At 67.1% G+C, this 25,258-nt stretch carries 24 protein-coding genes and 1 tRNA gene; 3 read left to right on the forward strand and 22 right to left on the reverse strand.

Translation table 11 applies throughout. The features are described from left to right. The first annotated feature begins 266 nt into the window (after positions 1 to 266). Positions 267 to 1,109, forward strand: coding sequence for an isocitrate lyase/PEP mutase family protein (locus GRI75_RS14005; RefSeq protein ID WP_160747628.1), 843 nt, complete (start codon positions 267 to 269; stop codon positions 1,107 to 1,109). A 133-nt stretch (positions 1,110 to 1,242) separates the two neighbouring features. Here GRI75_RS14005 and GRI75_RS14010 read toward each other — a convergent pair whose 3' ends face one another. The 11 genes from GRI75_RS14010 to GRI75_RS14060 form a co-directional block, all read right to left on the reverse strand. Next, a complete protein-coding gene (locus tag GRI75_RS14010) occupies positions 1,243 to 1,398 on the reverse strand; it encodes a hypothetical protein (RefSeq protein WP_160747629.1) in 156 nt (51 codons plus the stop codon). 5 nt (positions 1,399 to 1,403) lie between these two features. Next, positions 1,404 to 2,174, reverse strand: a complete 771-nt coding sequence (locus GRI75_RS14015; protein ID WP_160747630.1) for an MBL fold metallo-hydrolase — start codon at positions 2,172 to 2,174, stop codon at positions 1,404 to 1,406. Continuing rightward, positions 2,171 to 2,947, reverse strand: coding sequence for a TatD family hydrolase (locus GRI75_RS14020; RefSeq protein ID WP_160747631.1), 777 nt, complete (start codon positions 2,945 to 2,947; stop codon positions 2,171 to 2,173). The genes GRI75_RS14015 and GRI75_RS14020 overlap by 4 nt, the downstream gene beginning before the upstream one ends. After that, complete coding sequence (metG, locus tag GRI75_RS14025) at positions 2,947 to 4,497, reverse strand: methionine--tRNA ligase (protein WP_160747632.1); 1,551 nt, start codon at positions 4,495 to 4,497, stop codon at positions 2,947 to 2,949. Before metG ends, GRI75_RS14020 begins: the two co-directional genes overlap by 1 nt. After that, positions 4,490 to 5,440: a DNA polymerase III subunit delta' gene (locus GRI75_RS14030; protein ID WP_160747633.1), complete on the reverse strand. Its 951-nt coding sequence runs from the start codon at positions 5,438 to 5,440 to the stop codon at positions 4,490 to 4,492. The genes metG and GRI75_RS14030 overlap by 8 nt, the downstream gene beginning before the upstream one ends. Continuing rightward, positions 5,437 to 6,087, reverse strand: a complete 651-nt coding sequence (gene tmk, locus GRI75_RS14035) for a dTMP kinase (RefSeq protein WP_160747634.1) — start codon at positions 6,085 to 6,087, stop codon at positions 5,437 to 5,439. The genes GRI75_RS14030 and tmk overlap by 4 nt, the downstream gene beginning before the upstream one ends. Continuing rightward, on the reverse strand, positions 6,084 to 7,259 hold the full coding sequence (locus GRI75_RS14040) for a D-alanyl-D-alanine carboxypeptidase family protein (RefSeq protein ID WP_235911634.1): 1,176 nt from the start codon (positions 7,257 to 7,259) through the stop codon (positions 6,084 to 6,086). The genes tmk and GRI75_RS14040 overlap by 4 nt, the downstream gene beginning before the upstream one ends. A 38-nt stretch (positions 7,260 to 7,297) precedes the next feature. Continuing rightward, positions 7,298 to 8,251, reverse strand: a complete 954-nt coding sequence (locus GRI75_RS14045) for an SPOR domain-containing protein (protein WP_160747635.1) — start codon at positions 8,249 to 8,251, stop codon at positions 7,298 to 7,300. Further along, positions 8,235 to 9,257 (reverse strand): lytic murein transglycosylase, encoded by a 1,023-nt coding sequence (locus tag GRI75_RS14050; protein WP_160747636.1) that lies wholly within the window; start codon positions 9,255 to 9,257, stop codon positions 8,235 to 8,237. Before GRI75_RS14050 ends, GRI75_RS14045 begins: the two co-directional genes overlap by 17 nt. Before the next feature lie 99 nt (positions 9,258 to 9,356). Next, on the reverse strand, positions 9,357 to 10,226 hold the full coding sequence (locus GRI75_RS14055) for a hypothetical protein (RefSeq protein WP_160747637.1): 870 nt from the start codon (positions 10,224 to 10,226) through the stop codon (positions 9,357 to 9,359). Positions 10,227 to 10,264: 38 nt separating this feature from the next. Beyond that, positions 10,265 to 11,143: a hypothetical protein gene (locus GRI75_RS14060; protein WP_160747638.1), complete on the reverse strand. Its 879-nt coding sequence runs from the start codon at positions 11,141 to 11,143 to the stop codon at positions 10,265 to 10,267. 113 nt (positions 11,144 to 11,256) lie between these two features. On the opposite strand from GRI75_RS14060, the gene GRI75_RS14065 reads away from it, so the two are divergent. Next, a tRNA-Ser gene (locus tag GRI75_RS14065) sits at positions 11,257 to 11,346 on the forward strand. A gap of 62 nt (positions 11,347 to 11,408) precedes the next feature. Here GRI75_RS14065 and GRI75_RS14070 read toward each other — a convergent pair. The 6 genes from GRI75_RS14070 to GRI75_RS14095 form a co-directional block, all read right to left on the reverse strand. Beyond that, positions 11,409 to 12,305, reverse strand: a complete 897-nt coding sequence (locus GRI75_RS14070) for an OmpA family protein (protein WP_160747639.1) — start codon at positions 12,303 to 12,305, stop codon at positions 11,409 to 11,411. A gap of 394 nt (positions 12,306 to 12,699) precedes the next feature. Then, a complete protein-coding gene (locus GRI75_RS14075; protein ID WP_160747640.1) occupies positions 12,700 to 12,885 on the reverse strand; it encodes a hypothetical protein in 186 nt (61 codons plus the stop codon). Positions 12,886 to 12,972: 87 nt separating this feature from the next. Continuing rightward, complete coding sequence (gene lpdA, locus GRI75_RS14080) at positions 12,973 to 14,382, reverse strand: dihydrolipoyl dehydrogenase (RefSeq protein WP_160747641.1); 1,410 nt, start codon at positions 14,380 to 14,382, stop codon at positions 12,973 to 12,975. Between the two features lie 3 nt (positions 14,383 to 14,385). After that, entirely contained in the window at positions 14,386 to 15,162 is a 777-nt protein-coding gene (locus tag GRI75_RS14085) for an endonuclease domain-containing protein (RefSeq protein ID WP_328597994.1), read from the reverse strand. After that, entirely contained in the window at positions 15,119 to 15,499 is a 381-nt protein-coding gene (locus GRI75_RS14090) for an acyl-CoA thioesterase (RefSeq protein ID WP_160747643.1), read from the reverse strand. Before GRI75_RS14090 ends, GRI75_RS14085 begins: the two co-directional genes overlap by 44 nt. A gap of 4 nt (positions 15,500 to 15,503) precedes the next feature. After that, positions 15,504 to 16,820, reverse strand: coding sequence for a pyruvate dehydrogenase complex dihydrolipoamide acetyltransferase (locus tag GRI75_RS14095; protein WP_160747644.1), 1,317 nt, complete (start codon positions 16,818 to 16,820; stop codon positions 15,504 to 15,506). Positions 16,821 to 16,958: 138 nt separating this feature from the next. On the opposite strand from GRI75_RS14095, the gene GRI75_RS14100 reads away from it, so the two are divergent. Then, positions 16,959 to 17,411: a universal stress protein gene (locus GRI75_RS14100; RefSeq protein ID WP_160747645.1), complete on the forward strand. Its 453-nt coding sequence runs from the start codon at positions 16,959 to 16,961 to the stop codon at positions 17,409 to 17,411. 277 nt (positions 17,412 to 17,688) lie between these two features. On the opposite strand, the gene rnr is transcribed toward GRI75_RS14100, so the two are convergent. The 5 genes from rnr to GRI75_RS14125 all read right to left on the reverse strand — a co-directional run bounded on the left by rnr (position 17,689) and on the right by GRI75_RS14125 (position 25,239). Further along, the gene (rnr, locus tag GRI75_RS14105; RefSeq protein ID WP_160747646.1) at positions 17,689 to 19,956 is read right to left on the reverse strand and encodes a ribonuclease R; all 2,268 of its coding nucleotides are present in this window, start codon (positions 19,954 to 19,956) and stop codon (positions 17,689 to 17,691) included. Positions 19,957 to 20,162: 206 nt separating this feature from the next. After that, entirely contained in the window at positions 20,163 to 21,704 is a 1,542-nt protein-coding gene (locus GRI75_RS14110) for an aminoacyl--tRNA ligase-related protein (protein ID WP_160747647.1), read from the reverse strand. A 223-nt stretch (positions 21,705 to 21,927) separates the two neighbouring features. Then, the gene (gene phaR, locus GRI75_RS14115) at positions 21,928 to 22,515 is read right to left on the reverse strand and encodes a polyhydroxyalkanoate synthesis repressor PhaR (protein WP_235911676.1); all 588 of its coding nucleotides are present in this window, start codon (positions 22,513 to 22,515) and stop codon (positions 21,928 to 21,930) included. A 44-nt stretch (positions 22,516 to 22,559) separates the two neighbouring features. Continuing rightward, complete coding sequence (locus GRI75_RS14120; RefSeq protein WP_160747648.1) at positions 22,560 to 23,612, reverse strand: alanine racemase; 1,053 nt, start codon at positions 23,610 to 23,612, stop codon at positions 22,560 to 22,562. Next, positions 23,599 to 25,239 carry an MFS transporter gene (locus GRI75_RS14125; RefSeq protein WP_160747649.1) on the reverse strand — a complete coding sequence of 547 codons (1,641 nt, stop codon included), beginning with the start codon at positions 25,237 to 25,239 and terminating at the stop codon, positions 23,599 to 23,601. Before GRI75_RS14125 ends, GRI75_RS14120 begins: the two co-directional genes overlap by 14 nt. Positions 25,240 to 25,258 lie beyond the last annotated feature (19 nt).

The raw sequence follows: 25,258 nt of genomic DNA on the forward strand, positions 1-25,258 counted from the left end.
GGGGTGGAGCAGTCCGGTAGCTCGTCAGGCTCATAACCTGAAGGTCGTTGGTTCAAATCCAACCCCCGCAACCACCAAAAAACCATCCACAATAGACACAACAACCCCGCCGCTCACGCCGCGGGGCTGAACGCGTTGGCGCGGATCAGGCCCACGAGGTGCGTGCTCGACACGTCGCACATCGATCGCCTAGGTCTGAAAAGGTGATTGCCCACGTCGCTGTCGGATGAGCTCACGCTCATCCTGCGCTTTGCCGGAGCTATCGAATGCGCGACGATCAGCTTGCCAAAGCCCTGCAGCTGAAGGCCCTTCATGAGAGTGGCGTTACGTTCGCCATCGGTAATGCGTGGGACAGAGGGTCAGCTCGGCTTCTGACCGCAGCCGGCTTTCCAGCGCTGGCTACGTCGGGGGCGGGGCTCGCGTTCTCGCGGGGAGAGCCGAACGGCGCGCCTGGCGAGGAGGCGATCTTCGCGAACGCGGCGGACATCGTAGCTGCCACTCATCTTCCGGTCAGCGCCGATCTGGAGAACGGCTTTGGGCATACGCCCGAGGCAGCGGCCCGGTGCATTGAGCGGGCGATCGCTATCGGCCTCGCCGGTGCTTCGATCGAGGACGCGACATATTCCACGGGCGGTCCGATCTACGACTTGGAGCGGGCGAGGGCGAAGATCCAGGCCGCGGCGGAGGCGGTTCGCCGATCCGGTGTGCCATTTCAACTGGTCGCACGGGCCGAGAATTTCCTGCATGGGCGACCCGATCTGCAGGATACGGTACGGCGCTTGCAGGCCTACCAGGACGCCGGCGCCGACGTTCTCTATGCTCCCGGCCTGGCCACCGCCGAGCAGATACGCGCCGTGGTCGGCGCTGTCGATCGGCCGGTGAATGTGGTTATGGGCCTGGTCGGCTCCGATCTCAGCCTGGAGGAACTGTCCGACCTGGGCGTCGCTCGGGTGAGTGTCGGCAGTGCGTTCGCGCGGCGCGCATATGGAGCTCTCGTGCAGGCGGCGCAGGAAGTCCTCGAGTGTGGAACGTTCGGATTCGCTGCCGACGCCATTCCCATGGCGGATATCGAGCGTGCGTTCATGGTAGCGAGCGAGCCGATCGCTTAGCCACGTGACGGTGTTCGGGTGCCTGGGAAAGTTCTGCCATTCCGGCGTGCCGTGGAGAGGGTGAGCCCTTGCACCCAGACAAGTCACCAGCGATGATAATATGTATTATGTAAAATGTGAGGGTGCGGCGTCTTTATGCGAGCGCGCCGAACGCAGCTGCCACTGCAAGGAAGATCGCGCCCCACGCGAGCACATAAACCACCGCTCTGCGCGCATCGAGCCGGTGAGCGCGTAGCGCGGCGATGGCCAGGATCAGGAAACCGAGCAGCGAGACGAGCGAGACCCACATCGCAGCTATCGCAGATCGATCTGCATTCCGTCGTAGCCGACCAGGACGTTGTCCGGGATTTCGGCCGAAAGCGTCGCGTAGTCCATGCTCTTGTCGAGATGCGTCAGCACGGTCGTGCGTGCTCCGGTCCGCTCGCCGAACTCCAGCGCCATGGCAAGGCTGGCGTGCGTTGGGTGGCTCTCACGGCGAAGGCAATCCGTGACGAGGATGTCGAGGCCTTCGAACAGCGCGACCATTTCATCGGTGATCGTATTAAAGTCAGTGGCATAGCCGATGGACTTGCCGTCTGCTTCGAAGCGAAAGGCGGTGCTGTTCATCTGCCCGTGCGGCATCTCGCACGAGGCTACGGAGAACCCGGAGACGATCTTGACCCGTTCGAGGCTCTCGAGCTGAACGATCGTCGGATAGCCGTACATGCCGGCGAAGACATAGCCGAAGCGCTGCTTTAGCCGCCGGAGCGTGTCTTCCGATGCGAACCCCGGCAGAGGCCCTGCACGGCCGAAGCGCATCGGGCGCAGATCGTCTATGCCGTGGCAGTGGTCGGCATGATCGTGGGTCCAGAAGACTGCGTCCACCGCGGCGATATTGTTGGCCAGGAGTTGGTGCCGCAGGTCGGTCGAGGTATCGACCAGGATCCGCGCTCCGGCCGCGCTTTCGACGATGATCGAGACCCGCGAGCGGCGGTTCTTCGGCTCGTTCGGATCGCACTCACCCCAGTCGTTGCCGATGCGGGGAACGCCGGTCGAGGTCCCGCAGCCGAGAACGAGGAGTTTCACAATACTGCCTTGGTGAACAGTGAGCGGAAGTTGCGGGTGGTGTTTTCCGCGAGAGTGTCGGGAGATTCGCCGCGTAAGTCGGCAACAAAGGCGGCGGTGTCGGTGACGAAGGCGGGTTCGCACGGTTTTCCGCGATGCGGGACAGGTGCGAGGAATGGGCTGTCGGTTTCGACCAGGATGCGGTCTGCGGGGATCTCCGCGGCGAATGCCTGGAGGTCCTTGGCGTTCTTGAAGGTGACGATGCCGGAGATTGAAATCGACAGGCCTAGCTCGAGGACACGGCGGCCGAAGTCTGCGGAGGCGGTGAAGCAGTGGATCAGAGCGGGGAACGTGCCCTGCTTCATTTCATCTTCAAGGATCGAGGCGGTATCTTCTTCAGCTTCGCGCGTGTGGATGATGATAGGAAGTTGTGTTCGGCGCGCGGCGCGGATGTGGGTGCGGAAGAGAGCCTGCTGCACTTGGCGGTCGGACTTGTCGTAGTAGTAGTCGAGGCCGGTTTCGCCAATGCCGATGACTTTGGGGTGCTGCGCGGCTTCGAGCAGTGCCGCTTCGCCGAAATCGGCGTGCTGGTCCGCCTCGTGCGGGTGGATGCCGATGCTGGCCCAGACGTCCGGCTCGCGCTCGGCAGTGGCGACGACGCGGGCCCATTCGGTCTGGCGGGTTGAGATGTTGAGGAAGCCCCCTACCCCCGCCGCCCGTGCGCGGTTCAGGACGCCGGACTGGTCTTCGGCGAGACCGTCGTATTCGAGATGACAGTGGCTATCGATGAGCATCAGGCCGGCTCGGTCTCTGGCATTTCGAGGCGCGGGAAGACGGGCTTGGGATTGTCGACACGGACCGCCTGGAAGGGAGCGCCGGCCGCCAGCGCGGCGAAGCTGCGGGCGCCCTCATCGATGCACATCGCGTCGAGGATTTTGGCTGAAGCATCTGGAATTACGGGAGAAACTGCAATCGCAAGATCGCGGATGCAGCCGTAGAGCGTCGCCAGGACGCGCTCCATCCGCTGGGGATCGGTCTTGCGCAGGGCCCAGGGGGCCTGCTCGTCGACATAGGCATTGCAGGCGAACACGGCCTGCATCCAGGCCTCGAGACCTTGCGCGAATGCGAGTTTCTCGAAGGCGGCCGGAAGCTCGACGGCACAGGCCTGCCGCACGCGATCGGTGAGCGCCGCGTCCGCATCCGCGACAGGCGCTTCGGGCGTGAAGCCGCCGCCGCAGTTCTTGGCGATGAAGCTGAGGACCCGCTGGGCAAGATTGCCGAAGCTGTTCGCCAGTTCGGAATTCGCGCGGTTTACAATGGCTTCCGCCGAATAGCTGCCATCCTGCCCGAATGTGAACTCACGCAGCAGGAAATAGCGCAAGGCATCGACGCCGAACCGGTCGGCGAGCTCGTGCGGATCGGTGACGTTGCCGAGCGACTTCGATTCCTTCTGCCCGCGATTGAGCAGGAATCCATGGGCGAAGACTTCCTTCGGCAGCGCGATACCGGCGCTCATCAGGAAAGCCGGCCAGTAGACCGCGTGGAACCGGACGATGTCCTTGCCGATCAGGTGGACGCTGGCCGGCCAGAAGGTCCGGAACTCCTCGGTATCGTCAGGGTAGCCGAGCCCGGTGAGGTAGTTGGTCAGCGCATCGACCCAGACGTACATCACGTGATCGTCGGCGCCGGGCACTTTCACGCCCCAGTCGAAGCTGGTCCGGCTGACGGAGAGATCGCGCAGGCCGCCTTCAACGAAGCTGCGCACTTCGTTCATCTTGCCCGCCGGGCGGACGAATTCGGGGTTGTCGCGGTAAAGTGCCAGGAGCGGCTCCTGGTACTTCGACAGGCGGAAGAACCAGCTCTCCTCGACCGTCCATTCGACCGGCGTGCCCTGCGGGGAAAGCTTCTCGCCCCCTTCCCCCTTCACCAGCTCGCTCTCGTCGTAATAAGCTTCGTCGCGGACCGAGTACCAGCCTTCGTAGCGATCGAGGTAGAGATCTCCGTTCGCTTCCATCGCCCGCCAGATCGCCTGGCTGGCGCGGTGGTGAACCTCTTCCGTAGTGCGGAAGAAGCGATCGTAGGAGATGTTCAGACGATCGAACAAGGTGCGGAAATGCCCCGACATCTCGTCGGCCAACTCGCGCGGCGTTGTCCCAAGGTCGCGGGCCTTCTGGGCCATCTTCAGGCCGTGCTCGTCGGTGCCGGTCTGGAATCGCACTTCGCGGCCGCGCAGGCGCTGGAAGCGCGCGGCGACGTCGGCGGCGACGGTCTCGTAGGCATGGCCGATATGCGGCTTGCCGTTGGGATAGTGGATCGCGGTGGTGATATAATAAGGCTCAGCCATGGGGGTGACCCCTAGGATCGCCGAGCGTGGCGAGCAAGCTGCCGATTTCCATGACCAGCAGCCCGGGATCGAAATTGTAGGTCGGCGCCTGGGCGGCGAGGCGGCACAATTCGTCGTGCGCCTCCGCCAGGGCCGGGATCGCCGGCCGCTCGACATCGCGCATAGCGTTGGTGACGACCGAGCGGGCGAGATCGATCGCTGCAAGCTGGCGCTGGCGGTCGGGCCGCGCGCCGATCGCTTCGGCCAGGGCGCCGCGGCGAGTGAAGTCCGGATCGCCGACGCGGACCAGTTCCTCCATCAGCGTGTGAAGTTCCCCCAGGCCGAGGCCGAGGAAATCGAGCGCCGTGCCCGGCGACCCGCCGGAGGCGGCGATGGCGGCGGCGCGGGGCTGGGCGTCGCTTTGCGGAGCCTCCCGGCGAAGGATCGCGTCGATCTGCTTGTCCTCCAGCTGCGGGAAGCGCAGGACGCGGCAACGCGAGCGGATCGTGGGCAGGAGCCGGCCGATGCGGTGGGCCACCAGCAGGAAGAATGTGCCCTGCGGCGGCTCCTCCAGGCTCTTGAGGAGCGCGTTCGAAGCGCTGCTCTCCAGATCGTCGGCCGGATCGATGATCACCGCGCGCCGATCGCCCAGGGTGGGCCGGGTGGTCAGCTTCTGCTGCATCGCGCGGATCTGCGCGATGGAGATGTTGCGCTTGGTTTCGAAGGGCTTTCCTTCGTCGCGCTTGGCCTCTTCCTTGTCGTCCTTCGGCAAGTGGCTCAGCACGACGATGTCGGCGTGGTTGCCGGTGGCCGGTCCTCCGACGAGCTCGCGCGCCGCCTCCATAGCGAAGGCTGCCTTGCCGATCCCGCGGCGGCCGGAGAGCAGCCAGGCGTGGTGCATGCGCTCGCCCGCGAGTGCGGCGCGCCATTGCCGCCAGGGTTCCTCGTGCCCGGCATAGATCATTGCGGATCCCCGAGCAGAGAAGCGAGCGCGGCGAGGATCGCGCCGTGCGTTTCCTGTGCGGTGCCGGAGCCGTCAATCCGGGCGAACCGGCTTGGCTCGGCATCGGCAATGTGCCGGAAAGCCTCGCGCACGCGGCGGTGGAATGCCTCTTCCCGGCCGCCGATGCGGTCGCTCTCCCCGCCGTCGCGGCGGGCGAGACGAGTGGCGAGTTCCGCGTCGGGGACTTCCATCAGCAGGGTCAGGTCAGGCAGCAGCCCGCCGGAGCCGAACCGGTGCAGCGCGAGCAGGTCGGCGTCGTCCACGCCCCCGCCTCCGCCCTGGTAGGCGCGGCTCGAATCGAGATAGCGGTCGCACACGACCCAGGCGCCGCGTTCCAGCGCCGGGCGGATCAGCCTGGCGACGTGGTCGGCCCGCGCGGCGGCGAACAGCAGAGCTTCTGCTTCGGAGCCCCAGCCGGGGCCGTTCGGATCGAGCACGAGCGCGCGGATCGCCTCCGCGCCCTCGGTACCGCCGGGTTCGCGGGTGATGACGACTTCCAGCCCCCGGCGCTGCAGTTCCGCGGCGAGCAGGCGCGACTGGGTGGACTTGCCCGCCCCCTCCCCGCCTTCGAAAGCGATGAAGCGGCCACGATGCGCAGGCTCCGTCACCGGAACAGCCCCGCCAGCCCGTTGCGCAGGCGGTGCAGGGCGTTCGCCTCGCCGATGTCCTCGGCGGCGACCAGCGGAACGTCGTGCGGCTCCTGCCCGGGGATCGCCACGCGCAAGGTGGCCACGCGCGCACCCTTTGCGATGGGAGCTTCGATCGGTCCGCGATAGCGCAGGCTCAGCTCCGCGCCGGCCTCCCCGCCGCGCGGGAGATTGGCGAAGACTGCGCCTTCGGTATGCAGCGCCACGCTGGTTTGCGAACCGTCCTGCACCATCGCCTCCCCGACGTAAGTGTCGGCGGGAAGCAGTTGCCGGCTGCCGAAGTTGGTGAAGCCCCATTCCACGAGCCGCCGTGCCGACTGGTTGCGCATGTTGGCGGTGGGTGCGGCGGCGATGACCAGCGCGAGACGCCGGCCGTCGCGCGCGGCCGAGCCGACGAACGTGTAGCCGGCCTGGCGGGTGTACCCGGTCTTGATCCCGTCGCCGCCTTCGACGACGCCGGTGAGCGGATCGTGGTTGTTCTGCGCGATGCCGTTGTAGGTCAGGCCTCGGTGGCCGAAATAGCGCTTGTAGAGCGCCGGGAAGCGCATCGTGAGCGCTTCGGCGAGGCGCGCGAGGTCGCGGGCGCTGGTGTACGTGCGGCCTTCGTCCGGCCAGCCATTGGGCGTGCCGAAGTGGCTGTCCCGCATGCCCAGCTTGAGCGCGTTCTGATTCATCAGCTCCAGCCAGCCTTCGACCGAACCTGCCGCGGCGCGAGCCAGGGCGATGCTGGCATCGTTGGCGGAGACGGTGCTGATGCCGAGCAGAAGCTGGCCGACGGTCACGCGGTCCCCCGCTTCGAGGAACAGAGTCGAGCCCTCCCCGCCCCATTCATCCTCCAGCTGCTGGTCGATCACGATTTCCTGGTCGAGGGCGAGCTTCCCGCGGCCGACCAGGTCGAAGGCGGTGTAAATCGTCATGACTTTGGTGACGGAGGCCGGGATGAAGCGCCGGTCCGGCTCGCGGGCGAACAGCGTCTGCCCGGTCGAGAGGTCGACCAGCAGCGCGACCGGGATCTCCGGATCGACCGGCGCTACCGGTCGGCCGCGTTGCTCCCGATCGACCGCGGGCGGCGCTGCTGCGCCGGCCGTGGCCAGGACCGCAAGACATGCGACGATACCGATAACCCGTTTCAAGCCCGCTCCTGCCACCAGGGCAGCAGGATGCCGCCCGATCAGCTGTTCGTGAAGATTCGTGCCTGGCTATAACCCGCGGCCCGCACCTTTGCGAGCGAGGCTTGGGCCTGCGCGCGGGTGGCGAACGGCCCTGTGCGGACCCGGTAGAGCTTGCCGGCCTGGCTGACCGTGCCGCCGATCACGCCGGCGACGGCCTGGGCCCGTTCGCGCGAGCTGAGGGCCACGGCCTGGACGACGTAGGCCCCGTTCGGCGTGGTGGCGGGCGGCGGGGTTTCGGGCGGCTTGGGCGGCTTTGGAGTATCGACCCGTCGGATTGGTTCGGGGCTGACGACGGGGGCGGGCGCCGGCGGGATTGCGGCAGCGGTGCTGGGCGGGAGTTCGACTTTCGCCAGCGCGGCGGGCGCTGCCGACGGCCTGGGCAAAGCGCCACCGCCCGGCGCGAGCTTGCGCCGGAGCACGGTGAGCAGCGCTTCGGGCGTGTCCATCCGCAGCGGGGCCGCGCGGCCGGCGCGCAGGAAGGCGCGGTCTTCCTCCGGCGGATTGACCCGGCGCACGCGGACCGGGGCCCCGGCGGCGGCGCCGAGCTGCTCGAGCGCCGCGGGGGCGAGCGCGATCAGGGCATGGCCGTCCATCGGCCCGCGCCGTTCGACGCGGACCAGGATCGTGCGTCCGCTCTCCAGCGAGGTGACTTCGGCGTAGCTGGGCAGCGGCAGGGTGTGGTGCGAGGCGGAGACGCCCTGTCCGCCGTCGGCGGCGGCAAGGCCGGTCTCGTCATAGTTGAAGGCGTCCAGCGGAGTGTAGAGCCTATCGCCCACGCGATAGGGCTCGCCGACGACGACCGGGTAATCGGCGGCCGGACCGGTCAGTTCGAGCGGCCCGGCGTCCAGCGCGGCGGAACCGCCGGCGGCGCAGCCCGCCAGCACGGCGGGCAGGAGCAGGGCCAGCGCTAAGCCGCGCGCGGGGCCGGTGAACGTTTCAACGGGTAATCTCATCTGCAAGCAACCCCACACTCATCGCGTAGTAGTTCGAGCAGTTGTATTCGAGGATGACCCTATAATTCTGGGTTAAGAGATAGCCCGGCGCGGAAGGACCGTCCGGTTCGAACAGCGCAGCCATGACGTCATCGCCGATCGGCCCCTGCGGGGTCACGCCGAGCGCGCGCCATTCGCGGACCGTCTTCCAGCGACTGTGCCGCACGTGCACGCGGGGGCAGACCGGGGCGTTCAGCGCGGTCCCGATCGCCGCGCGGTTGACGCTGTTGGGGACAAAGGCGCGCACGCCCCAGGGCTGCCCCGGCCGCCAGCCGGCGTCGCGGAAGTAGTTGCCGATCGAATGGAGCGTGTCGGCCTCGCTGTTCCAGATGTCGCGCTGGCCGTCGCCGTCGCCATCGACGGCAAGGCGGAGGTAGACGCTCGGCAGGAACTGCGGGTTGCCGAAGGCCCCGGCCCAGCTGCCGACGAGGCGCGAGCGCGGCACGCCGCGGTCGACCATCTTCATCGTGCCGATCAGCTCGGTTTCGAACAGGTTGCGCCGGCGGCCTTCCCACGCCAGCGTCGCCAGCGAGCGCGGCAGGTCGAAGCCGCCCTTCACCGCTCCGTATGCGGTTTCGTGGCCCCAGATCGCCAGGATGATCTCCGGCGGAACGCCATACCGGCGCTGGACCTCGGCCGCGAGCGGCAGGATTTGCCGGTAGACCCGCCGGCCGGCCGAGATGCGCGCGTCGCTGTTGTGCGTGCGTATGTAGGGCGCAAGTGGCGGAAAGCCGCTGCTGGCGCCGCCGGAGCTGACGTTGTCGCGGTCGAGCTCCAGCACGCGGTTGTTTGGCTGCAGCCCGCCGATTACCGCGTTGATCGCGCCTTCGCTGACCCCCTGCGCGCGCGCCTTGGCCGCGACCTGCTGCAGGTAGGTGTGGAACGGCATGTCCTGCGCCGGCGCGGGACTGCCGATGGCGAGGCTGGAGATGGCGGCGAGGGTGAGGAGACGCAGGCTGAATCGCATGGGGCGACCATCGCACGCTCGCGGCCCGGTGGGAATCCCCCGCTCGCCGTTGTGCGACGAGCGGGCGCTGCCGCGGGCCGGGACTCGTCGGGGGCCGCCTTATTCCTTGATTTCGGGATGGATGCCGGGGTTTCTTGCGAGCATTTCCTTGAACGGGCCGAAGCCGCAGTTCACTTCATCGCCGCAATCGGTGACGGTGTGGATGAAGCGCAGCTTGCCGTCCTCGATGCGGAACAGGTGGCTGTCCGGCCGTTCCTTGGGCCCCATCTTGAGGAAGACCGCGACCGCGCCGATCGTCTCGTCGACGACGTAGCTGCGGTCCTTCATCGCGATGTTCTCCGGCACGCCGACGTTGCAGCTGTCCTCCGGCGTGCCCTTGGCGGTGTAGGCGCTGCCTTCCAGCCGGGCGCACGGGGTGCCCCAGGGGACCTGAACCGACTTGTCGCTGAACAGGTCGAGGTAGGCATCGGCCGCGGCGATCAGCTCCTCGCGGGTGTTGCGCCTGGCGGGCGGGATCTCGGACCAGTCCTCGCGGCGGGCGTATTCGTACGTTTTTGCCGCATCGAACAGCCAGTCGTCGGCATCGGTGACGATCGCGTCGATGTTGTTGGCGCTGTCGCCGCGAACGCCGAACTGGACCGCGATCACGCGCGGGGTCTCGGCCTCGTGGGAGACCATTTCAAGGAACACGCGGCATTGCGCGGTGTCGAGCAGGGCGCGATGCCAGGAGATCGGCAGCGCGGTGGAGATGACGCCCTGCGACATCGTCGAGAGCTTGAAGTTCTCGCGGTAGACCATCCAGTTGCCCATCGGCAGGCGCAGCGGCAGCCCTTCTTCCTGCGCCTGGACGTACTTGTCGGCCATCTGTTGCAGCATCTCCCGGCTGCAGGACGCTTGCGCCGCAGCCGGGCTCGCCACCGCGAGCATCGCCGCGCCGCCAAGGATGGCGGCGATCTTGCCTCTGGTCATCGTTCTCTCTCCCTCTGTCCCCCCCGGGACCCGCTCGGTCAGTTTTTAAGAACGGGCTGCATCTCCGGGTTTTTCTTGAGCATTTCCGCCAGCGGCGGGAACCCGCAGTTCACCTCGTCGCCGCAGTTGGTGACCGTGTGGACGTAGCGGATCTTGCCGTCCTCGATGCGGAAGGTGTGCGCGTCGGGCCGGCCCTTAGGGCCGCCGAAGCGCAGCATGACCGCGACCGCGCCTTTGGTCTCGTCGACGATGTACTCGCGCTCGGCCAGGTCCACGCCTTCGGGAACGCCGACGTTGCAGGTGTCCTCCGGCGTGCCCTTGCCGGTGTAGATCCCGCCTTCGAGGCGCGCGCAGGGCGTGCCCCACGGCACCTGGACCGACTTGTCCTTGAACAGGTCGAGGTAGGCGTTGGCGGCGGCGAGCAGCTCCTCGCGGGTGTTGCGGCGGTCTTCCGGGATCGTGTCCCAGTTCTCGCGGCGGGCGTACTCGTAGGTCTTGGCGGCATCGAACAGCCAGTCGCCCTCGTCGGTGACGACGGTGTTCATCTGGCCGACGCCGAAGTAGCCGAAGTTGAGCTGCGTCGCGAGAACGTAGGGCTTGGGCTCCAGCACCACGCCCTCCACGAACACGCGGCAGTTGCCGGTGTCGAGCAGCTCGAGCTTCCAGGCGAACTCCATCGGCTGGGAGATCACGCCGCTGGCGCTGGAGGACATCTTCATGTTCTCGCGGTAATCGAGCCACTCGCCGATCGGCAGGTTGAAGACCGATCCTTCGGCCTGGGCCTTGCCATAGCTGTCGGCGACCCCCTGCAGCGTCTCGCGGGTGCAACCCTGCGCCGCGGCCGGCGCTGCGGCCATGACCGCCCCTGCCGCTGCCATGGTTGCGATTGCCGCCTTGGCGACTGCGAACTTCGTCATGCGAACCCCTTCCCTGGAGAAATACGTCTTTGACTTTGTCTATGACAATGCCGGGAAAGAGTCACGAGGGAGATCAGTGACAAGCGCGCAAAACGAAGCTAGCGGAGGCGCACGGACAGGTGGCCGAGTGGTTTAAGGCAGCGGTCTTGAAAACCGCCGTGGGTGCAAGCCCACCGTGGGTTCGAATCCCACCCTGTCCGCCATGCGGCGCTCAGAGATCGTCCCGTATCGGTGCCGGGGTGGGCGTGGCCCACCCCGGCGCATCCTAGATACCGTCGAGGCCCTTGCTGACCAGAATGCTGACCGCGACGCGGCGGTTCTGGGCTTTGCCTTCGGCGGTGTCGTTGCTCGCGAGCGGATCGGCTTCGGCCATCCCGGTGGGCGTCAGCATGCGGTAGGGCTTCCACCCGCAGGCCTGCTGGAGATGGTTGACCACGCGGCCGGCGCGCTTTTCGCTGAGTTGCTGGTTGTACTCCAGGTCCCCGGTGGAATCGGTGTAACCGACGACGAGCAGCAGGGCGTTGTCCATGCCCTCGGCCGTGGCGGCCGTGGAGCAGAGTTCGTTCTTCGCCTGTGCCGAGAGCACCGCCTTGTCGATGTCGAAGTTCACGTTTGTCGTGTGCTTCACATTGTACTGATCGATATCACCCATGCGGCCGCGCAGAGCTTCCGTCGCCGCAGCGTTCTGGGTGATCGCCGTGCCGTGCTCCGTGAAGCGCTGTTCGGTGCCGTTGCGGATCATCGTCGCGGTCGCGAGATCCTTGCTCTTCAGGTCGATCTTGCTGGCGACCAGGCCGCCGCTTCCCTGCATGGTTTCCACCCGGACCGGGAGGCCGTTGAGCAGCGAGGCCGCGCTAAGCTTGTCACGGTCGAGGCCCAGGAAGCCGCCGCTCGACTTGATCTTGGTGTTGCCGTCCACGGCGATGACCGTGTTGCTGCCGTCGGCGCCGGTGACCTGCAAGCGGTCGCCGTTGCGTGCAGAGATGATACCTTCGATCTCCGGGCCTTCGGTCATCTCTGCCGCAACCTGGGTCGAGCCGGAGCCATAGACCGTGGTCAGGACCCGTCCTTCGGACGAATCCTGCGCTTGTGCTGCCGTGCCGGCTGCCGCCAGCAGAGCGACCATGAACACGGCCTTTGAATGATTGAAAACGACGCTCACTGCTTCACTCCTCGAAACTCTATCAGCCGTCCGTCCATCACGGCCCTAGCGGCCGCCCCCTGGCGATGGTGCATCCGGCTGTCAGAAGCTGAAATGCCCCTCCAGAAATTCGCGCCGGCGGATCCTGCACCGGTACGCGAACGCTGCGTCCTCAGATCGGCCTTGCTGCTACATGAACGGCTTCGCGGCAGCCTGGTGAGTATGGTTAATGCGAGCGCAATGTGCGGCGAACCGATGGCAGGAAGCGCATCGGCAAGGACATCCGGCTGGCCTCTAGAGCCCGTGCAATCGCACTCGCGGCGTGATGCGGCTGGCGGATCCGAAGCTTCGAGATGATCGTGCTTGGGTCGGAGCGAGCCACCCCCCCCGCTGGGGTACAACCGAAGGCCGAGCCCTATGCGGGCTGCTGTTCCTCTTCGGGGATCAGCACAGCCTTCTGGACGCGGCGGGCTTCGCGGGAGTCGGCATAGCCGACGGTGCGCGCCGGCCGGGACTGCGGGGATCGCAGGTGGCGGTGCGCGAGGCTAGGATTGGTGCTCGGGTCGAACAGCCGGTCCTCGTCTTCGATCTCGTATTCCATCGCCTAAGCTCCCTGCCTTCACAACACGGCAGGGAGGCGCCCGGTTCCGGCGCTAAAAAGCAAATACGATGAACGGTTTACCGCAGGTCAGATATGCAGCGCGCGGCCATAGGCGGCGAGCACGCTTTCGTGCATCATCTCGCTGAGCGTTGGATGCGGGAAGACCGTCTGCATCAGCTCCGCCTCGGTGGTCTCGAGCGTCTTACCGACGGTGTAGCCCTGGATCAGCTCGGTCACCTCGGCGCCGACCATGTGTGCGCCGAGCAGCTCGCCGGTCTTCGCGTCGAACACCGTCTTCACGAAGCCTTCCGCCTCGCCCAGTGCGATGGCCTTGCCGTTGCCGATGAACGGGAACGTGCCGGCCTTGACCTCGTAACCCGCTTCCTTCGCCTTTGCCTCGGTCAGGCCGACGCTGGCGACTTGCGGGTGGCAGTAAGTGCAGCCCGGGATGTTGTTGCGGTCGAGCGGATGCGGGTGGACGTCTTTGTTGCCCAGTTCCTGCGCGATCGCCTCGGCGGTGGTGACGCCTTCATGGCTGGCCTTGTGCGCCAGCCACGGGCCGGGCGTGCAATCGCCGATCGCCCACAAGCCCTTGGTCTTGGTGCGGCCGTAAGGATCGATCTGGATGAACCCGCGATCGAGCTCCACCAGTTTCTCGACGCCGATGCTCTCGGTGTTCGGCACGATGCCGATGGCGACGATCACGTGGCTGAACTCGCCGCTTTCGACTTTGCCGTCCTTCGCCTTGATCTTCGCCGAGATGCCCTTGTCGGAAACCTTCAGCTCCTCGACCCCGGCGCCAGTCTTGATCGTAATGCCCTGCTTTGTAAGCGACTTCTCGAGGAAGGCGGAGACGTCGGCATCTTCGACCGGAACGATGCGGTCGAGCATCTCGACGACGGTAACTTCCGCGCCCATGTCGTTGTAGAAGCTGGCGAATTCGATCCCGATCGCGCCCGATCCGATGACCAGCAGCCTGGTCGGCATTTCCGCCGGAGTCATCGCGTGGCGATAGGTCCACACGCGCTTGCCGTCGGCCGGAGCGAACGGCAGGTCCCGCGCCCGCGCGCCGGCGGCAACGACGATGTGCTTGGCAGCGAGGGTTTCGGTGCCCTTCTCACCCTTCACTTCCAGCTTGCCGGGGGCGGTCACCTTGCCCTCGCCCATGTGCACGGCGATCTTGTTCTTCTTCATCAGGTGCGTGACGCCCTGGTTGAGCTGCTTGGCGACGCCGCGGCTGCGCTTCACGACAGCTTCAAGATCGGCCTCTATCTCCTTGGCCTTGAGGCCGTAGTCGCCGGCGTGCCGCATGTAGTGGAAGATCTCGGCCGAGCGCAGCAGGGCCTTCGTCGGGATGCAGCCCCAGTTGAGGCAGATCCCGCCGAGCAGCTCGCGCTCCACGATCGCGGTCTTCAGCCCCAACTGGGCCGCACGGATCGCGGCGACATAGCCGCCGGGACCCGATCCGAGAACGATGACGTCATATGCACTGCTCATGATCTACTCCGCTGCCCCCTCTCCAAGCTCCGCACGGGAGGAGGATCGGGAGTTGTCGTCTACAGCCTCCCTCTCCCCTTGCGGGAGAGGGTCGGGGAGAGGGGTCGGCGGCGAAGCCGCCGCTGCGCCGGGCGGGAGGCTGGCGGCCGCTGCGCGGCCGACCCCTCTCCTTCCCACGCCTTCGGCGCGGGCCCCTTCCTCCCCCGCAAGGGGGGAGGAGTTCTCGGCTGTGTCTTCGCTCTCGGTGAGCGCAGCCAGGATTGCGGTCGCAACCCCATCGGGGTTGGTCAGGATTTCGTTGTTCCAGAAGCGCAGGACACGAAATCCCTGGCCGGACAAGTAGGCGTCGCGATGTGCATCCGCCGTGTTTTCGGCGTGCTGCGAGCCGTCGGCTTCCACGATCAGCCGCGCTCCGAAGCAAACGAAATCCACGATGTAGCGGTCGATCTGCTCCTGGCGCTTGAACTTCCATCCTGCGAGCCGCTTCGCACGGAGGATGGACCAGAGCTTCCGCTCCGCGTCCGTCGGTTCATGGCGCATGCGCTTCGCGAGTGGGAGCAAGTCTTTCGGCCCTCTCCCCTTGCGGGAGAGGGTTGGGAGAGGGGTCGGCGGCGAAGCCGCCGCTGCGCCGGGCGGGCCGCAAGCAGCCGCTGCGCGGCCGACCCCTCTCCTTCCCACGCCTTCGGCGCGGGCCCCTTCCTCTCCCGCAAGGGGATAGGGGATTGGGTGCGGCGCCTCAGGAGTCATTCGAGTCCACAGCCCGGGGCTGTCCGTCCTCATCCACGGCGACGAAAGTGAACTTCGCCTCGGTGACCTTGATCGGCTCTTCGCGGTGGCGTTCGCGGCGCCAGGCTTCGACGGCGATGGTCATGCTGGTGCGGCCGACGCGTTCGATGTCTGCGTAAACAGTGACTTCGTCGCCGACTTTGACCGGCTGGTGGAAGACCATGCCGTCGAGCGCGACGGTCACGGCCCGGCCCTTGGAGCGGCGCGCGGCGACGAGGCCGGCGGCGTTGTCCATCAGGCTCAGCAGCCAGCCTCCGAAGATGTCGCCATAGGCATTGGCGTCGGCCGGCATGGCAACGACGCGAATGGCGGGATCGCGCAAGTCGGTCATGACCTCAGGCGACGAGCCCCAGCGGCTTTTCGCACAGTTCCTTGAACGCCTTCATCAACGCGGCTCCGTCGGCACCGTCGATGGCGCGGTGGTCGAAGCTGCCGGTGGCGCTCATGATCGTGGCGACCGAGAGCGCGCCGTCGATCACGTGCGGCCGCTTCTCTCCGGCGCCGATCGCCAGGATCATCGCCTGGGGCGGATTGATGACCGCATCGAACTGCTTGATGCCGTACATGCCCATGTTGCTGAGGCTGGCCGTGCCGCCCTGATATTCCTGCGGCTGCAGCTTGCCTTCGCGGGCGCGGGCGGCGAGGTCCTTCATCTCGGTGGCGATGGCCGAGATCGGCTTGCTGCCCGCGTCGACCACGATCGGGGTGATCAGGCCGCCTTCGATCGAGACGGCGACCGAGATATCGGCGCGGCTGAACTTGAGCAGCGTGTCGCCGGCGAACTGCACGTTGCAGCTCGGCACCGCCAGCAGCGACTTGGCAAGCGCCTTGATCAGCATGTCGTTGACCGAGACTTTCACGCCCTGGCTCGCCAGCGCATCGTTGATCTCCGCCCGCAGCTTCAGCAGCGCGTCGAGCCGCACGTCCACGGTGAGGTAGATGTGCGGGATCTGCTGCTTGGATTCGGTCAGGCGGCGCGCGATCGTCTTGCGCATTCCGGAGAGCTTTTCGACTTCGTGCGGAATGCCGAAGTCCTGCGCGGCGACAGGAGCCGGGGCCGGAGCGGCGCGTCCTTCGACAGGCTCAGGACGAACGGAAGTCGGCGCGGCGCTCTCGACGTCCGCCTTGACGATCCGCCCGTTCGGACCGCTGCCCGTGACGGTGGAAAGGTCGATACCCTTGTCCGCTGCGATGCGCTTGGCGAGCGGAGAGGCGATTACACGATCGCCGGAAGGAGCGGGAGCTGTTCCCTTTTCCGTTCGCCCTGAGCTTGTCGAAGGGCGGCTTTCTTCTTCGGGTGCTGCGCTGGTGGCGGGCGGTGGTTGGGCCTGCGCCCCAGCTTCGCTTCCGACAGGCTCAGCACGAACGGGATCAGGGGTTGCAGCCGCCTTCGCCTCGTCCAGATCCTCGCCCTCTTCGGCCAGAGTCGCGATGACGGTGCCGACTTTCACGCCCTCGGTGCCTTCATCGACCGCGATGCTGGCGATCACGCCTTCGTCGACCGCTTCGAACTCCATCGTCGCCTTGTCGGTTTCGATTTCGGCCATGATGTCGCCGGAGGAAACCTTGTCCCCCACCTTCACCAGCCACCTGGCGAGCGTGCCTTCCTCCATGGTCGGCGAAAGGGCGGGCATCTTGATGGCGATGGGCATGGTGCGTGCGCTTGTCCTGTCAGGGTGGATTTGCTGCGGCGTCTCTGGCGAATTCGCGGGGCTTGGGCAAGGTCTTGCTCCCAAGGTTCTTGCACGAGCGGCGGTTTAATCGGATACGGGCGCCCAGGGGGAGAACCGATGCGCGTCTATCTGGTCATCATCGACGAGACGGAAGAAGCGCGCCTGGCGCTGCGTTTCGCCGCGCGCCGGGCGGCCGACACCGGGGGGGCGGTGCACATCCTGGCCCTGGTTCCGCGGCAGCAGTTCAGCGCTTTCGGCGGGGTGCAGGCGACGATCGAGGAAGAAGCGCGCGACCGGGCGGAAGTGCTGGCGAACAGTGCCGCCGGGACGCTGTTCTCCGAAAGCGGCAAGATGCCGCAGATCGCCGTGCGCGTGGGCGACGGCCACGGGGTCATCAAGGAATACTTGGAAGAGCATACGGAAGTCGCGGCGCTGGTGCTCGGCGCTGCCGCCGAGGGCGCGCCAGGACCGCTGGTGACGCATTTCTCGGCCGGGGCCGGAACCCTGCCCTGCCCGCTGTTCATTGTGCCTGGGTCACTGACGGACGAGCAGATCGACAGGTTGAGCTAGATCCTCCCCGGGACGGGGAGGTGGCAGACGCCGTCAGGCGGCTGACGGAGGGGGCTCCCCTTCTCGCGCAGCGCTTGAGGCGGGCCCCCTCCACCGCACTTCGTGCGGTCCCCCTCCCCGTCCCGGGGAGGATTTTTGCTAAGTCCTCCCGGGACGGGGAGGTGGCAGACGCCGTCAGGCGGCTGATGGAGGGGGTTCTCCTCCTGGCGCGGCGCTTGAGGCGGGCCCCCTCCACCGCACTTCGTGCGGTCCCCCTCCCCGTCCCGGGGAGGATTGCTTACTTCCTCTTGCCGCGGCCCTGGTGGCGGATGTTGCCGGGGCGGCCGCGCGGGCCTTGCGGGTGCTTGGCCCGGCCTTTCTTGGCGAGGTCCGGCCGCTCGCCGCGCTTTTCGATCCGGCCGCCGCCGCCTTCGACCGGCTCGAACTTGAGCGCGCCTGTGAGCGGATTGGCTTCGGCCAGGCGCAGCTGGAGCATGTCGCCGACCGCGTAGCGTTCGCCGCTGCGCTCCCCGACCAGGGCGCGCGCGCCTTCGTCGTAGCGATAGTAGTCGGAGCCGATGGTGGAAACCGGCACCAGCCCGTCGCCGCCGAGGCCAACGATCGTGGCGAAGAACCCGAAGCTCTGCACCCCGGTGATCCGCGTATCGAACGTCTCGCCAACGCGCGAGGCGAGCCAGGCCGCGACGTAGCGGTCGATGGTGTCGCGTTCGGCTTCCATCGCGCGGCGCTCGGTGACGCTGATCGCCTCTGTGACCTTGGAGAGGTCGGCGCGGTCCTGATCGGACAAGCCTGAAGCAGGCGGCAGGTCGCCCTTCGGCTTCGGCTGTTCGAGCCCGAAAGCGTCGACCAGCGCGCGGTGGACCAGAACGTCGGCATAACGGCGGATCGGCGAGGTGAAGTGCGCGTAGCTGCCCAGCGCCAGGCCGAAATGGCCGGCGTTCTGCGGCCCGTAATAAGCCTGCGTCTGGCTGCGCAGCACGGCTTCCATCACCAGCGCCTTTTCCGCCGGATCGTCGCCGAGGTCCTTGATCATGCGGTTGAACAGGCCGGGCGTGATCACCTGCCCCAGCGCCAGCTTCTTGCCGAGGCTGTCGAAATACTCCTTCAGCGCGACCAGCTTCTCGCGGGTCGGCGGCTCGTGCACGCGATAGACCACCGGGCTGGCCTTGCTTTCGAGCGCCTTGGCCGCCGCGACGTTCGCGGCGATCATGAAGTCCTCGACCACGCGGTGCGCATCGATCCGTTCGCGCACGGCGACTTCGGCGATCTTGCCGTGCTCGTCGAGCACTACGCGCCGTTCAGGCAGCTCGAGTTCGAGCGGGTCGCGCGCGTTGCGGGCCTCGTAGAGCAGCTTCCAGGCGGCCCAGAGGTTGCGGAGCTGTGGTTCCTCGCCTTCGCCGTCGACGCGGGCCTGCGCGTCCTCGTAGGCGATCACTTCGGCGATGCGGACCAGCGCGCGGGTGAAGCGGAAGGACTTGAGCTGGCCTTCGGGCGAGATGGCCATGTGGCAGACCATCGCCGCGCGGTCCTGCCCGGACTTGAGCGAGCAGACGTCGGCGCTGAGCACTTCGGGCAGCATCGGCACGACGCGGTCGGGGAAGTAGACCGAGTTGCCGCGCTTGCGCGCCTCGCGGTCCACCTGGCTGCCCGGGCGGACGTAGAAGCTGACGTCGGCGATGGCGACGACAGCGTGGAAGCCGCCCTCCCCGTCCGGCTCCGCCCAGATCGCGTCGTCGTGGTCGCGGGCGTCGACCGGGTCGATGGCGACGATCGGCAGGTGGCGCAGGTCCTCGCGCTTGTCCTCGCTCAGCGGCAGCTTGGCGGCAAGTTCGGCTTCGCTGAGGGCGGCCTCGGGGAAGACGTGCGGAATGCCGTACTTGTGGATCGCGATCAGGCTGTAGGCCCGCGGGGCGAGCGGATCGCCGAGCACTTCGATCACCTTGACCCCGGCGCGCTGCGAGCGGCCGGCCGGCTCGGCCAGCACGAGGTTGCCGACCTCGGCCTCGCCGATGTCCGACACCGGCGAGGAACTGCGGATGCGCTTGTCCACCGGCGCGAGCCAGTGGCGGCCTGCGGCGTCGACCTCGATCACACCGAGCATCGCCTGTTCGCTGGCCGGGAGCTTCTTGATCGGGTGCGCACGCCAGCCTTTGCCCGCTTCCTCGGTGCGGGCGAGCACGCGGTCGCCCTTCTTCAGTGCGCCGCCCTTCTTGCTCTCGACGATGCGGATGCGCGGCGGCGGCGTGGCGTCGTCCGGCTGCCAGGTATCGGGAATGGCGATCGGTTGGCCGTCGTCGATCTCGACCACGCGCAGGACGGTGACTTTCGGCACGCCGCCCATGCGGTGGTAGGCGGACTTCTTGCCGTCGATCAGGCCTTCCTCGGCCATGTCGCCGAGCAGCTTCTTGAGGCCGATCTTCTCCTGCCCCTTGAGGCCAAAGGCGCGCGCGATCTCGCGCTTGCCGGCAGGGCCGTCGGTGGTGCGGATGAATTCGAGGACCTGTTCGCGCGAAGGCAGGCCGTGCGCTTTGCTGCGATTGGGCATCACGGGGATATGGGCGCGAACACCGCCCGCCGCAAGCGGATGGGGTGTGATGATATTGTAAGCTCACCGGAGATCCTCCCCGGGACGGGGAGGTGGCAGCCGCGAAGCGGCTGACGGAGGGGGGCCGCCTCCTGGCGCGGCGCTTGTGGCAGGCCCCCTCCACCGCCCTGCGGGCGGTCCCCCTCCCCGTCCCGGGGAGGATTTTCTTAGTAAGCCCTCGCCACGTAGATCCGCTCTACAGCCGGCTGGCCGGTGAACAGGCAGGTGCCGTCGGCGGGAGCGGCGTCGAGGGGGACGTTGCGGAAGGTCAGCTTGAGCGCCTTGAGCTGCTCGACGACCTTGTCGAGGCCTTCGCCCTCCGGACGCGCCCACTGGACTTCGGCCCAGCCGGGGTAGCGCTTGTCTTCAGCGAAGAAGGCCTTGAGCGCTTCGAGGCTGTCGATGCCGGTGACGATGTTGGCCTCGCGCCGCTCGCGCGCCTCGTTGTACAGCGCCTGCTGGACGTCGGCGAGCAAGTCTGAGGCCTGGCCCGCGAACTCGTCGCGCAACGTGAAGGCGAAGTCGGGCTTGGCGGCGTCGTTCCACAGCCGGTCGCGGCGCAGCACGGCGACTTTGCCGTTCTCCATGTCGCGCGGGCCGACCTCGACGATCAGCGGCGCGCCTTTGCGGACCCAGTCCCAGCGCTTCGCGGCTGCCTTGCCGGGCTTCTTGTCGAGCAGCACGCGCAGCGGTTCGCCGAAGGCCGACTGGGCGAGCAATTGCGCGTGCAGTTCGTCGCAATAGGCGAGCAGCGCCGCGTCGCCTTCGTTCTCACGCAGCATCGGCAGGATCACGACTTGGAACGGCGCCAGCGCCGGCGGCACGCGGAGGCCGTCGTCGTCGCCGTGGGTCATGATCATCGCGCCGACCATGCGGGTCGAGACGCCCCAGCTGGTCGTGTGGCAGAGCTGCTGGCCGCCTTCGCGGTCCTGGAAGCGAATGCTTGCGGCATCGGCGAAGCTGGTGCCGAGATAGTGGCTGGTGCCGGCCTGCAGGGCCTTGCCGTCCTGCATCATCGCCTCGATCGAGAACGTCGCGACGGCGCCGGGGAAGCGCTCGTTCGCCGGCTTCTCACCGACGATCACCGGGATCGCGGCGTCATCCTCGGCGAAAGCGCGGTACATCTCCAGCGCGCGCAGCGTCTCGGCCATCGCGTCCTCGCGCGTCTCGTGCGCGGTATGGCCTTCCTGCCAGAGGAACTCGCTGGTGCGCAGGAACATGCGCGTGCGCATTTCCCAGCGGACGACGTTGGCCCACTGGTTGAGCATCAGCGGCAGGTCGCGCCAGGACTGGATCCAGCGGCTCATCGCGTCACCAATGATCGTTTCCGAGGTCGGGCGGACGATCAGCGGCTCTTCGAGCTGGGCCTCAGGGTCGGGCATCAGCCCGCCTTTGCCGTCGGCGATCAGGCGGTGGTGCGTGACCACGGCCATTTCCTTGGCGAAGCCTTCGACATGCTCCGCCTCGCGCACGAAATTGCTCAGCGGGATGAACAGCGGAAAGTAGGCATTCTGCACGCCGGCGGCCTTGATCCGCCGGTCCATCAGCGCCTGCATCCGCTCCCAGATGCCGAAGCCCCACGGCTTGATGACCATGCACCCGCGCACGCCCGATTCCTCGGCCATATCGGCGGCGGAAACGACTTCCTGGTACCATTGCGCGAAGTCGTCCTCGCGCTTGACGGTCAAAGCATGGCGGATGGCGGTCATGTGTTCACCTAGAGCTGATTTGGCCCGCCACTAGCCGTTGGTGCGGAGCGAAGTCGAGAGACGATTGTGCTTCAAATCCTCCCCGGCACGGAGAGGTGGCAGCCCGCAGGGCTGACGGAGGGGGACCGCGGCCGGGCTTTACCGTTCCTCCAGGCCAAGGGCCTCCTCCACCACGCGCTACGGGCGCGGTCCCCCTCCCCGTCCCGGGGAGGACTTGGAAACCCTACTTCCCGAGTTCGTCCAGCTTCTTCTGCATTTCGGCCATCTGCTGGCGCAGGGCATCGAGCTCGGACTGGGTCCGGTTCGCCGCTTTGGGTTCCGGAGCAGGAGCGGCGGCGTTCTTGGGGATGAAAGCCCCAGCGGCGGCCTTGAACATCGCCATGTTGGTTTCGGCGAGGCGGGCGAAGGCATCCGGGCCGAGGCTTGCCTTGAAGGCTTCCTGCAGCTTCTGCTGGTTGGCCTGGAAGTTGTCCATCGAGGCTTCGAGATACTGCGGCATCATTGACTGCATCGAGTGGCCGTACATGGCGATCAGCTGGCGGAGGAAGCCGATCGGCAGCATGTGCTCTCCATGCGCCTCTTCCTCCATGATGATCTGGGTCAGGATCGAATGAGTGATGTCGTTGCCGGTCTTGGCGTCGAGCACCTTGAAGTCGGTCCCCTCGCGGGTCATTCGCGCCAGATCCTCGAGCGTGATGTAGCTGGAGGAGCGCGTGTTGTAGAGCCGCCGGTTGGCGTACTTCTTGACGATGACCGGCTCTTCGCCGTTGCTCGTGGGGTCCGCCATGCTGCTCTCCATGCTGCGCAGCATTTTCCTTAGCATTCGCAGCGAGTGCGGTGCAACAAAATGCCGATTCAGTCCGGGCGCCGGAAGCGGCGGCCGAGCATCGTCAGCAGCTCGTATTGAGACAGGCCGCAGCGGCGGGCTGCTTCGGGAAGGCTGTAGGGCACATCGAGCCAGTCGCCTTCGCGCAAGCCCGGCGCGGCGCTGCAATCGACCACGACCATGTCCATCGAGACCAGCCCGAGCAGGGGAAGGTCCGCTCCGCCGAAGCGCAACGCGCCGCGCCCGGACCAGCAGCGCAGATAGCCATCGGCATAGCCGAGCGAGACGGTCGCCAGGCGCATCGACCGGTCGGCGGTGAAGCGGGCGTTGTAGCCGACGCTGTCGCCAGCGGAGACGTCGCGCATCTGGATCACCGCAGCCTGCGGATGTGCCACCTGTCGGATCGTCTCGGCAAGCTCAGGCCGCGGAACGCCGCCGTAGAGCGCCAGCCCCGGCCGGGTCATGTCGAAGGCATAGTCCGTGCCGAGGCCGACGCCGGCGCTGTTGGCGAGGCTGAGCCGCCGGGCCGAGACCTGCGGGGCAAGTTGCCGGAAGAGCGCCAGTTGCCGCGCGTTCTGCGGGCTGTCCTCATCCGCCGAGGCGAGGTGCGACATCAGCGTTTCGATCTCCAGCCGGGCGATCAGCGGGTTGCCGACCTGCGCCGGAGGCAGGCCGAGGCGGTTGATCCCGGTGTCCACCATCAGGTCGCACGCCCCGCCCCCGGCATCGAGCCAGAGCCGCGCCTGGTGCAGGCTGTTGATCACCGGCCGCACCCCCGTGACGCGAGCGTAGGCGGCGTCCTCGGCAGACACGGGCCCGTGGAGGACCCTCACCTGTTCCGGCGGCACATGGGCCAGGAGATCGCCGACTTCGCTCCAGTGGGCGATGAAGAACGCGGTGCACCCGGCATCGCGCAGCACGGGCACGACGTTGTCGACGCCGACGCCATAGGCATTCGCCTTCACAGCCGCGCCCGCGCGGGCCGTGCCCGAGAGCCGGTCGAGCGCGCGCCAATTGCCCGCCAGTGCCTCGCGATCGATACGCAGCCGCAGCGAGGGCGGCGGCGGTTCAGGAAATCTCATCGGCGAAATCGCGCGGCGGGCCCGAAGGAATGCCCCAGATCGCCACGATCACGCCGAACGCGACAACGGCCCAGGTGTACCACAGGCCGGCATAGACGTCCCCGGTCCGCGCCACGATGAACCCGGAGATCAGCGGCAGGAAGCCACCGAGGTAACCGGCGCCGATGTGATAGGGAATGGACATCGAGCTGTAGCGGATGCGCGGCGGGAACATCTCCGACAGCAAGGCGGCGACCGTCCCATAAGTCAGCGCCGACAACCCGCCGAGGACCAGCAGCAGGGCGAGAATGCCGAGGATGTTGCCCAGCGGCGGCGACTGGCGGCTGAAGTCGAAGCCGGCGGCGGAGAGGGCCTGCTGCAGCCCATTCCGCCGCGCTTCGCCATCGGCGAACCACTCTTCGGCGAGCGGAACTGCGGCTCCGCCCACGGTAAGGCCGACCGTGCCGCCTTCGACCACCTGGTAGCGCACGCCGCTGGCGGTGAGCGTTTCGAGGATCTGGCCGCAGCGGCTCTGCTGCCGGCCGAACAGCTCGGCGAACGGATCGGTCGAGCATTCCGGCCCGGAGACGACGACCGGGTTGGCCTCCGCCGCGCGGGCGAGCCCCGGGTTCGCCAGGCTGCCCATGCCCCAGAACACCGGGAACAGCAGCAGCAGGGTCAGCAGCGCGCCGATCACGATCGGCTTCTTGCGCCCGACCCTGTCCGACCATTTGCCGACGACGATGTAGAAGCCCATCGCGATCAGGCCCGCCGCAAGCAGGATCAGTTCGACCGTGTGCTCCTCCACCCGCATCGGCCCGCGCAGGAAGGAGAGGCCGGAGAAGAACGCCGTGTACCAGATCGTCGTCAGGATGCCGGTGACGCCGAACAGGGCGACGAAGATGCGCTTCTTGTTGCCGGGGTAAGTGAAGCTTTCGGTGAACGGGTTCTTCGCCGTCTCGCCCGCTTCCTTCATCGCGCGGAACACCGGGCTTTCCGACAGCTTGAGCCGCATCCACAGCGAGATCGCCAGCAGGATCAGCGAGAGCAGGAACGGGATGCGCCAGCCCCAGTCGGCGAACTCTTCCGGCGGGATCGCCCAGCGGCACAGGAGCACGACGGCGATCGACAGCACAAAGCCGCCGACCACGCTCGCCTGGATATAGCTGGTGTAGTAACCGCGCTTCTCCGGCGGCGCATGCTCCGCCACGTAGATCGCCGCGCCGCCGTATTCGCCGCCCAGCGCCAGGCCCTGGAGGATGCGGAACAGGATCACGATCGCCGGTGCGACGAGGCCGATCGTCGCCGCGTCCGGCACGAGGCCGACCCCAGCGGTGGCAATGCCCATCAGGGTCACCGTGATCAGAAACGTGTACTTGCGGCCGAGCTTGTCGCCGAGATAGCCGAACAGGATCGCGCCGAGCGGGCGGAACCCGAAGCCGACCGCGAACCCGGCCCAAACCAGCAGCAGTTGCAGCGTCTCGTTGCCGGCGGGGAAGAACGCCTGGCCGATCAGCGCGGCGAGCGTGCCGTAGATGAAGAAATCGTACCACTCGAACACAGTGCCGGCCGAAGAGGCGGCGATGACGAGGCGGATCTCCTTGTCGCTGGGTTGCTGGTGAGCTGCCGGAAGCGCTGCGGTGGCCATGATTCTATGTCCTCTCCCC

It is taken from the genome of Croceibacterium soli (assembly GCF_009828065.1).
Lineage (GTDB): Bacteria > Pseudomonadota > Alphaproteobacteria > Sphingomonadales > Sphingomonadaceae > Croceibacterium_B > Croceibacterium_B soli.

Excerpts from the sequence above, each read along its gene's own strand:
- GRI75_RS14060 (WP_160747638.1), bottom strand. The coding sequence starts at position 11,143 with ATGACGAAGTTCGCAGTCGCCAAGGCGGCAATCGCAACCATGGCAGCG.
- lpdA (WP_160747641.1), bottom strand. The coding sequence starts at position 14,382 with ATGAGCAGTGCATATGACGTCATCGTTCTCGGATCGGGTCCCGGCGGC.
- GRI75_RS14110 (WP_160747647.1), bottom strand. The coding sequence starts at position 21,704 with ATGACCGCCATCCGCCATGCTTTGACCGTCAAGCGCGAGGACGACTTC.
- GRI75_RS14020 (WP_160747631.1), bottom strand. The coding sequence starts at position 2,947 with ATGCTCATCGATAGCCACTGTCATCTCGAATACGACGGTCTCGCCGAA.
- GRI75_RS14085 (WP_328597994.1), bottom strand. The coding sequence starts at position 15,162 with ATGAGGACGGACAGCCCCGGGCTGTGGACTCGAATGACTCCTGAGGCG.
- GRI75_RS14075 (WP_160747640.1), bottom strand. The coding sequence starts at position 12,885 with ATGGAATACGAGATCGAAGACGAGGACCGGCTGTTCGACCCGAGCACC.
- GRI75_RS14090 (WP_160747643.1), bottom strand. The coding sequence starts at position 15,499 with ATGACCGACTTGCGCGATCCCGCCATTCGCGTCGTTGCCATGCCGGCC.
- rnr (WP_160747646.1), bottom strand. The coding sequence starts at position 19,956 with ATGCCCAATCGCAGCAAAGCGCACGGCCTGCCTTCGCGCGAACAGGTC.
- GRI75_RS14045 (WP_160747635.1), bottom strand. The coding sequence starts at position 8,251 with ATGAGATTACCCGTTGAAACGTTCACCGGCCCCGCGCGCGGCTTAGCG.
- GRI75_RS14055 (WP_160747637.1), bottom strand. The coding sequence starts at position 10,226 with ATGACCAGAGGCAAGATCGCCGCCATCCTTGGCGGCGCGGCGATGCTC.
- GRI75_RS14005 (WP_160747628.1), top strand. The coding sequence starts at position 267 with ATGCGCGACGATCAGCTTGCCAAAGCCCTGCAGCTGAAGGCCCTTCAT.
- metG (WP_160747632.1), bottom strand. The coding sequence starts at position 4,497 with ATGGCTGAGCCTTATTATATCACCACCGCGATCCACTATCCCAACGGC.
- GRI75_RS14120 (WP_160747648.1), bottom strand. The coding sequence starts at position 23,612 with ATGAGATTTCCTGAACCGCCGCCGCCCTCGCTGCGGCTGCGTATCGAT.
- GRI75_RS14010 (WP_160747629.1), bottom strand. The coding sequence starts at position 1,398 with ATGTGGGTCTCGCTCGTCTCGCTGCTCGGTTTCCTGATCCTGGCCATC.
- phaR (WP_235911676.1), bottom strand. The coding sequence starts at position 22,515 with ATGCTGCGCAGCATGGAGAGCAGCATGGCGGACCCCACGAGCAACGGC.
- GRI75_RS14095 (WP_160747644.1), bottom strand. The coding sequence starts at position 16,820 with ATGCCCATCGCCATCAAGATGCCCGCCCTTTCGCCGACCATGGAGGAA.
- GRI75_RS14125 (WP_160747649.1), bottom strand. The coding sequence starts at position 25,239 with ATGGCCACCGCAGCGCTTCCGGCAGCTCACCAGCAACCCAGCGACAAG.
- GRI75_RS14100 (WP_160747645.1), top strand. The coding sequence starts at position 16,959 with ATGCGCGTCTATCTGGTCATCATCGACGAGACGGAAGAAGCGCGCCTG.
- GRI75_RS14050 (WP_160747636.1), bottom strand. The coding sequence starts at position 9,257 with ATGCGATTCAGCCTGCGTCTCCTCACCCTCGCCGCCATCTCCAGCCTC.
- GRI75_RS14030 (WP_160747633.1), bottom strand. The coding sequence starts at position 5,440 with ATGATCTATGCCGGGCACGAGGAACCCTGGCGGCAATGGCGCGCCGCA.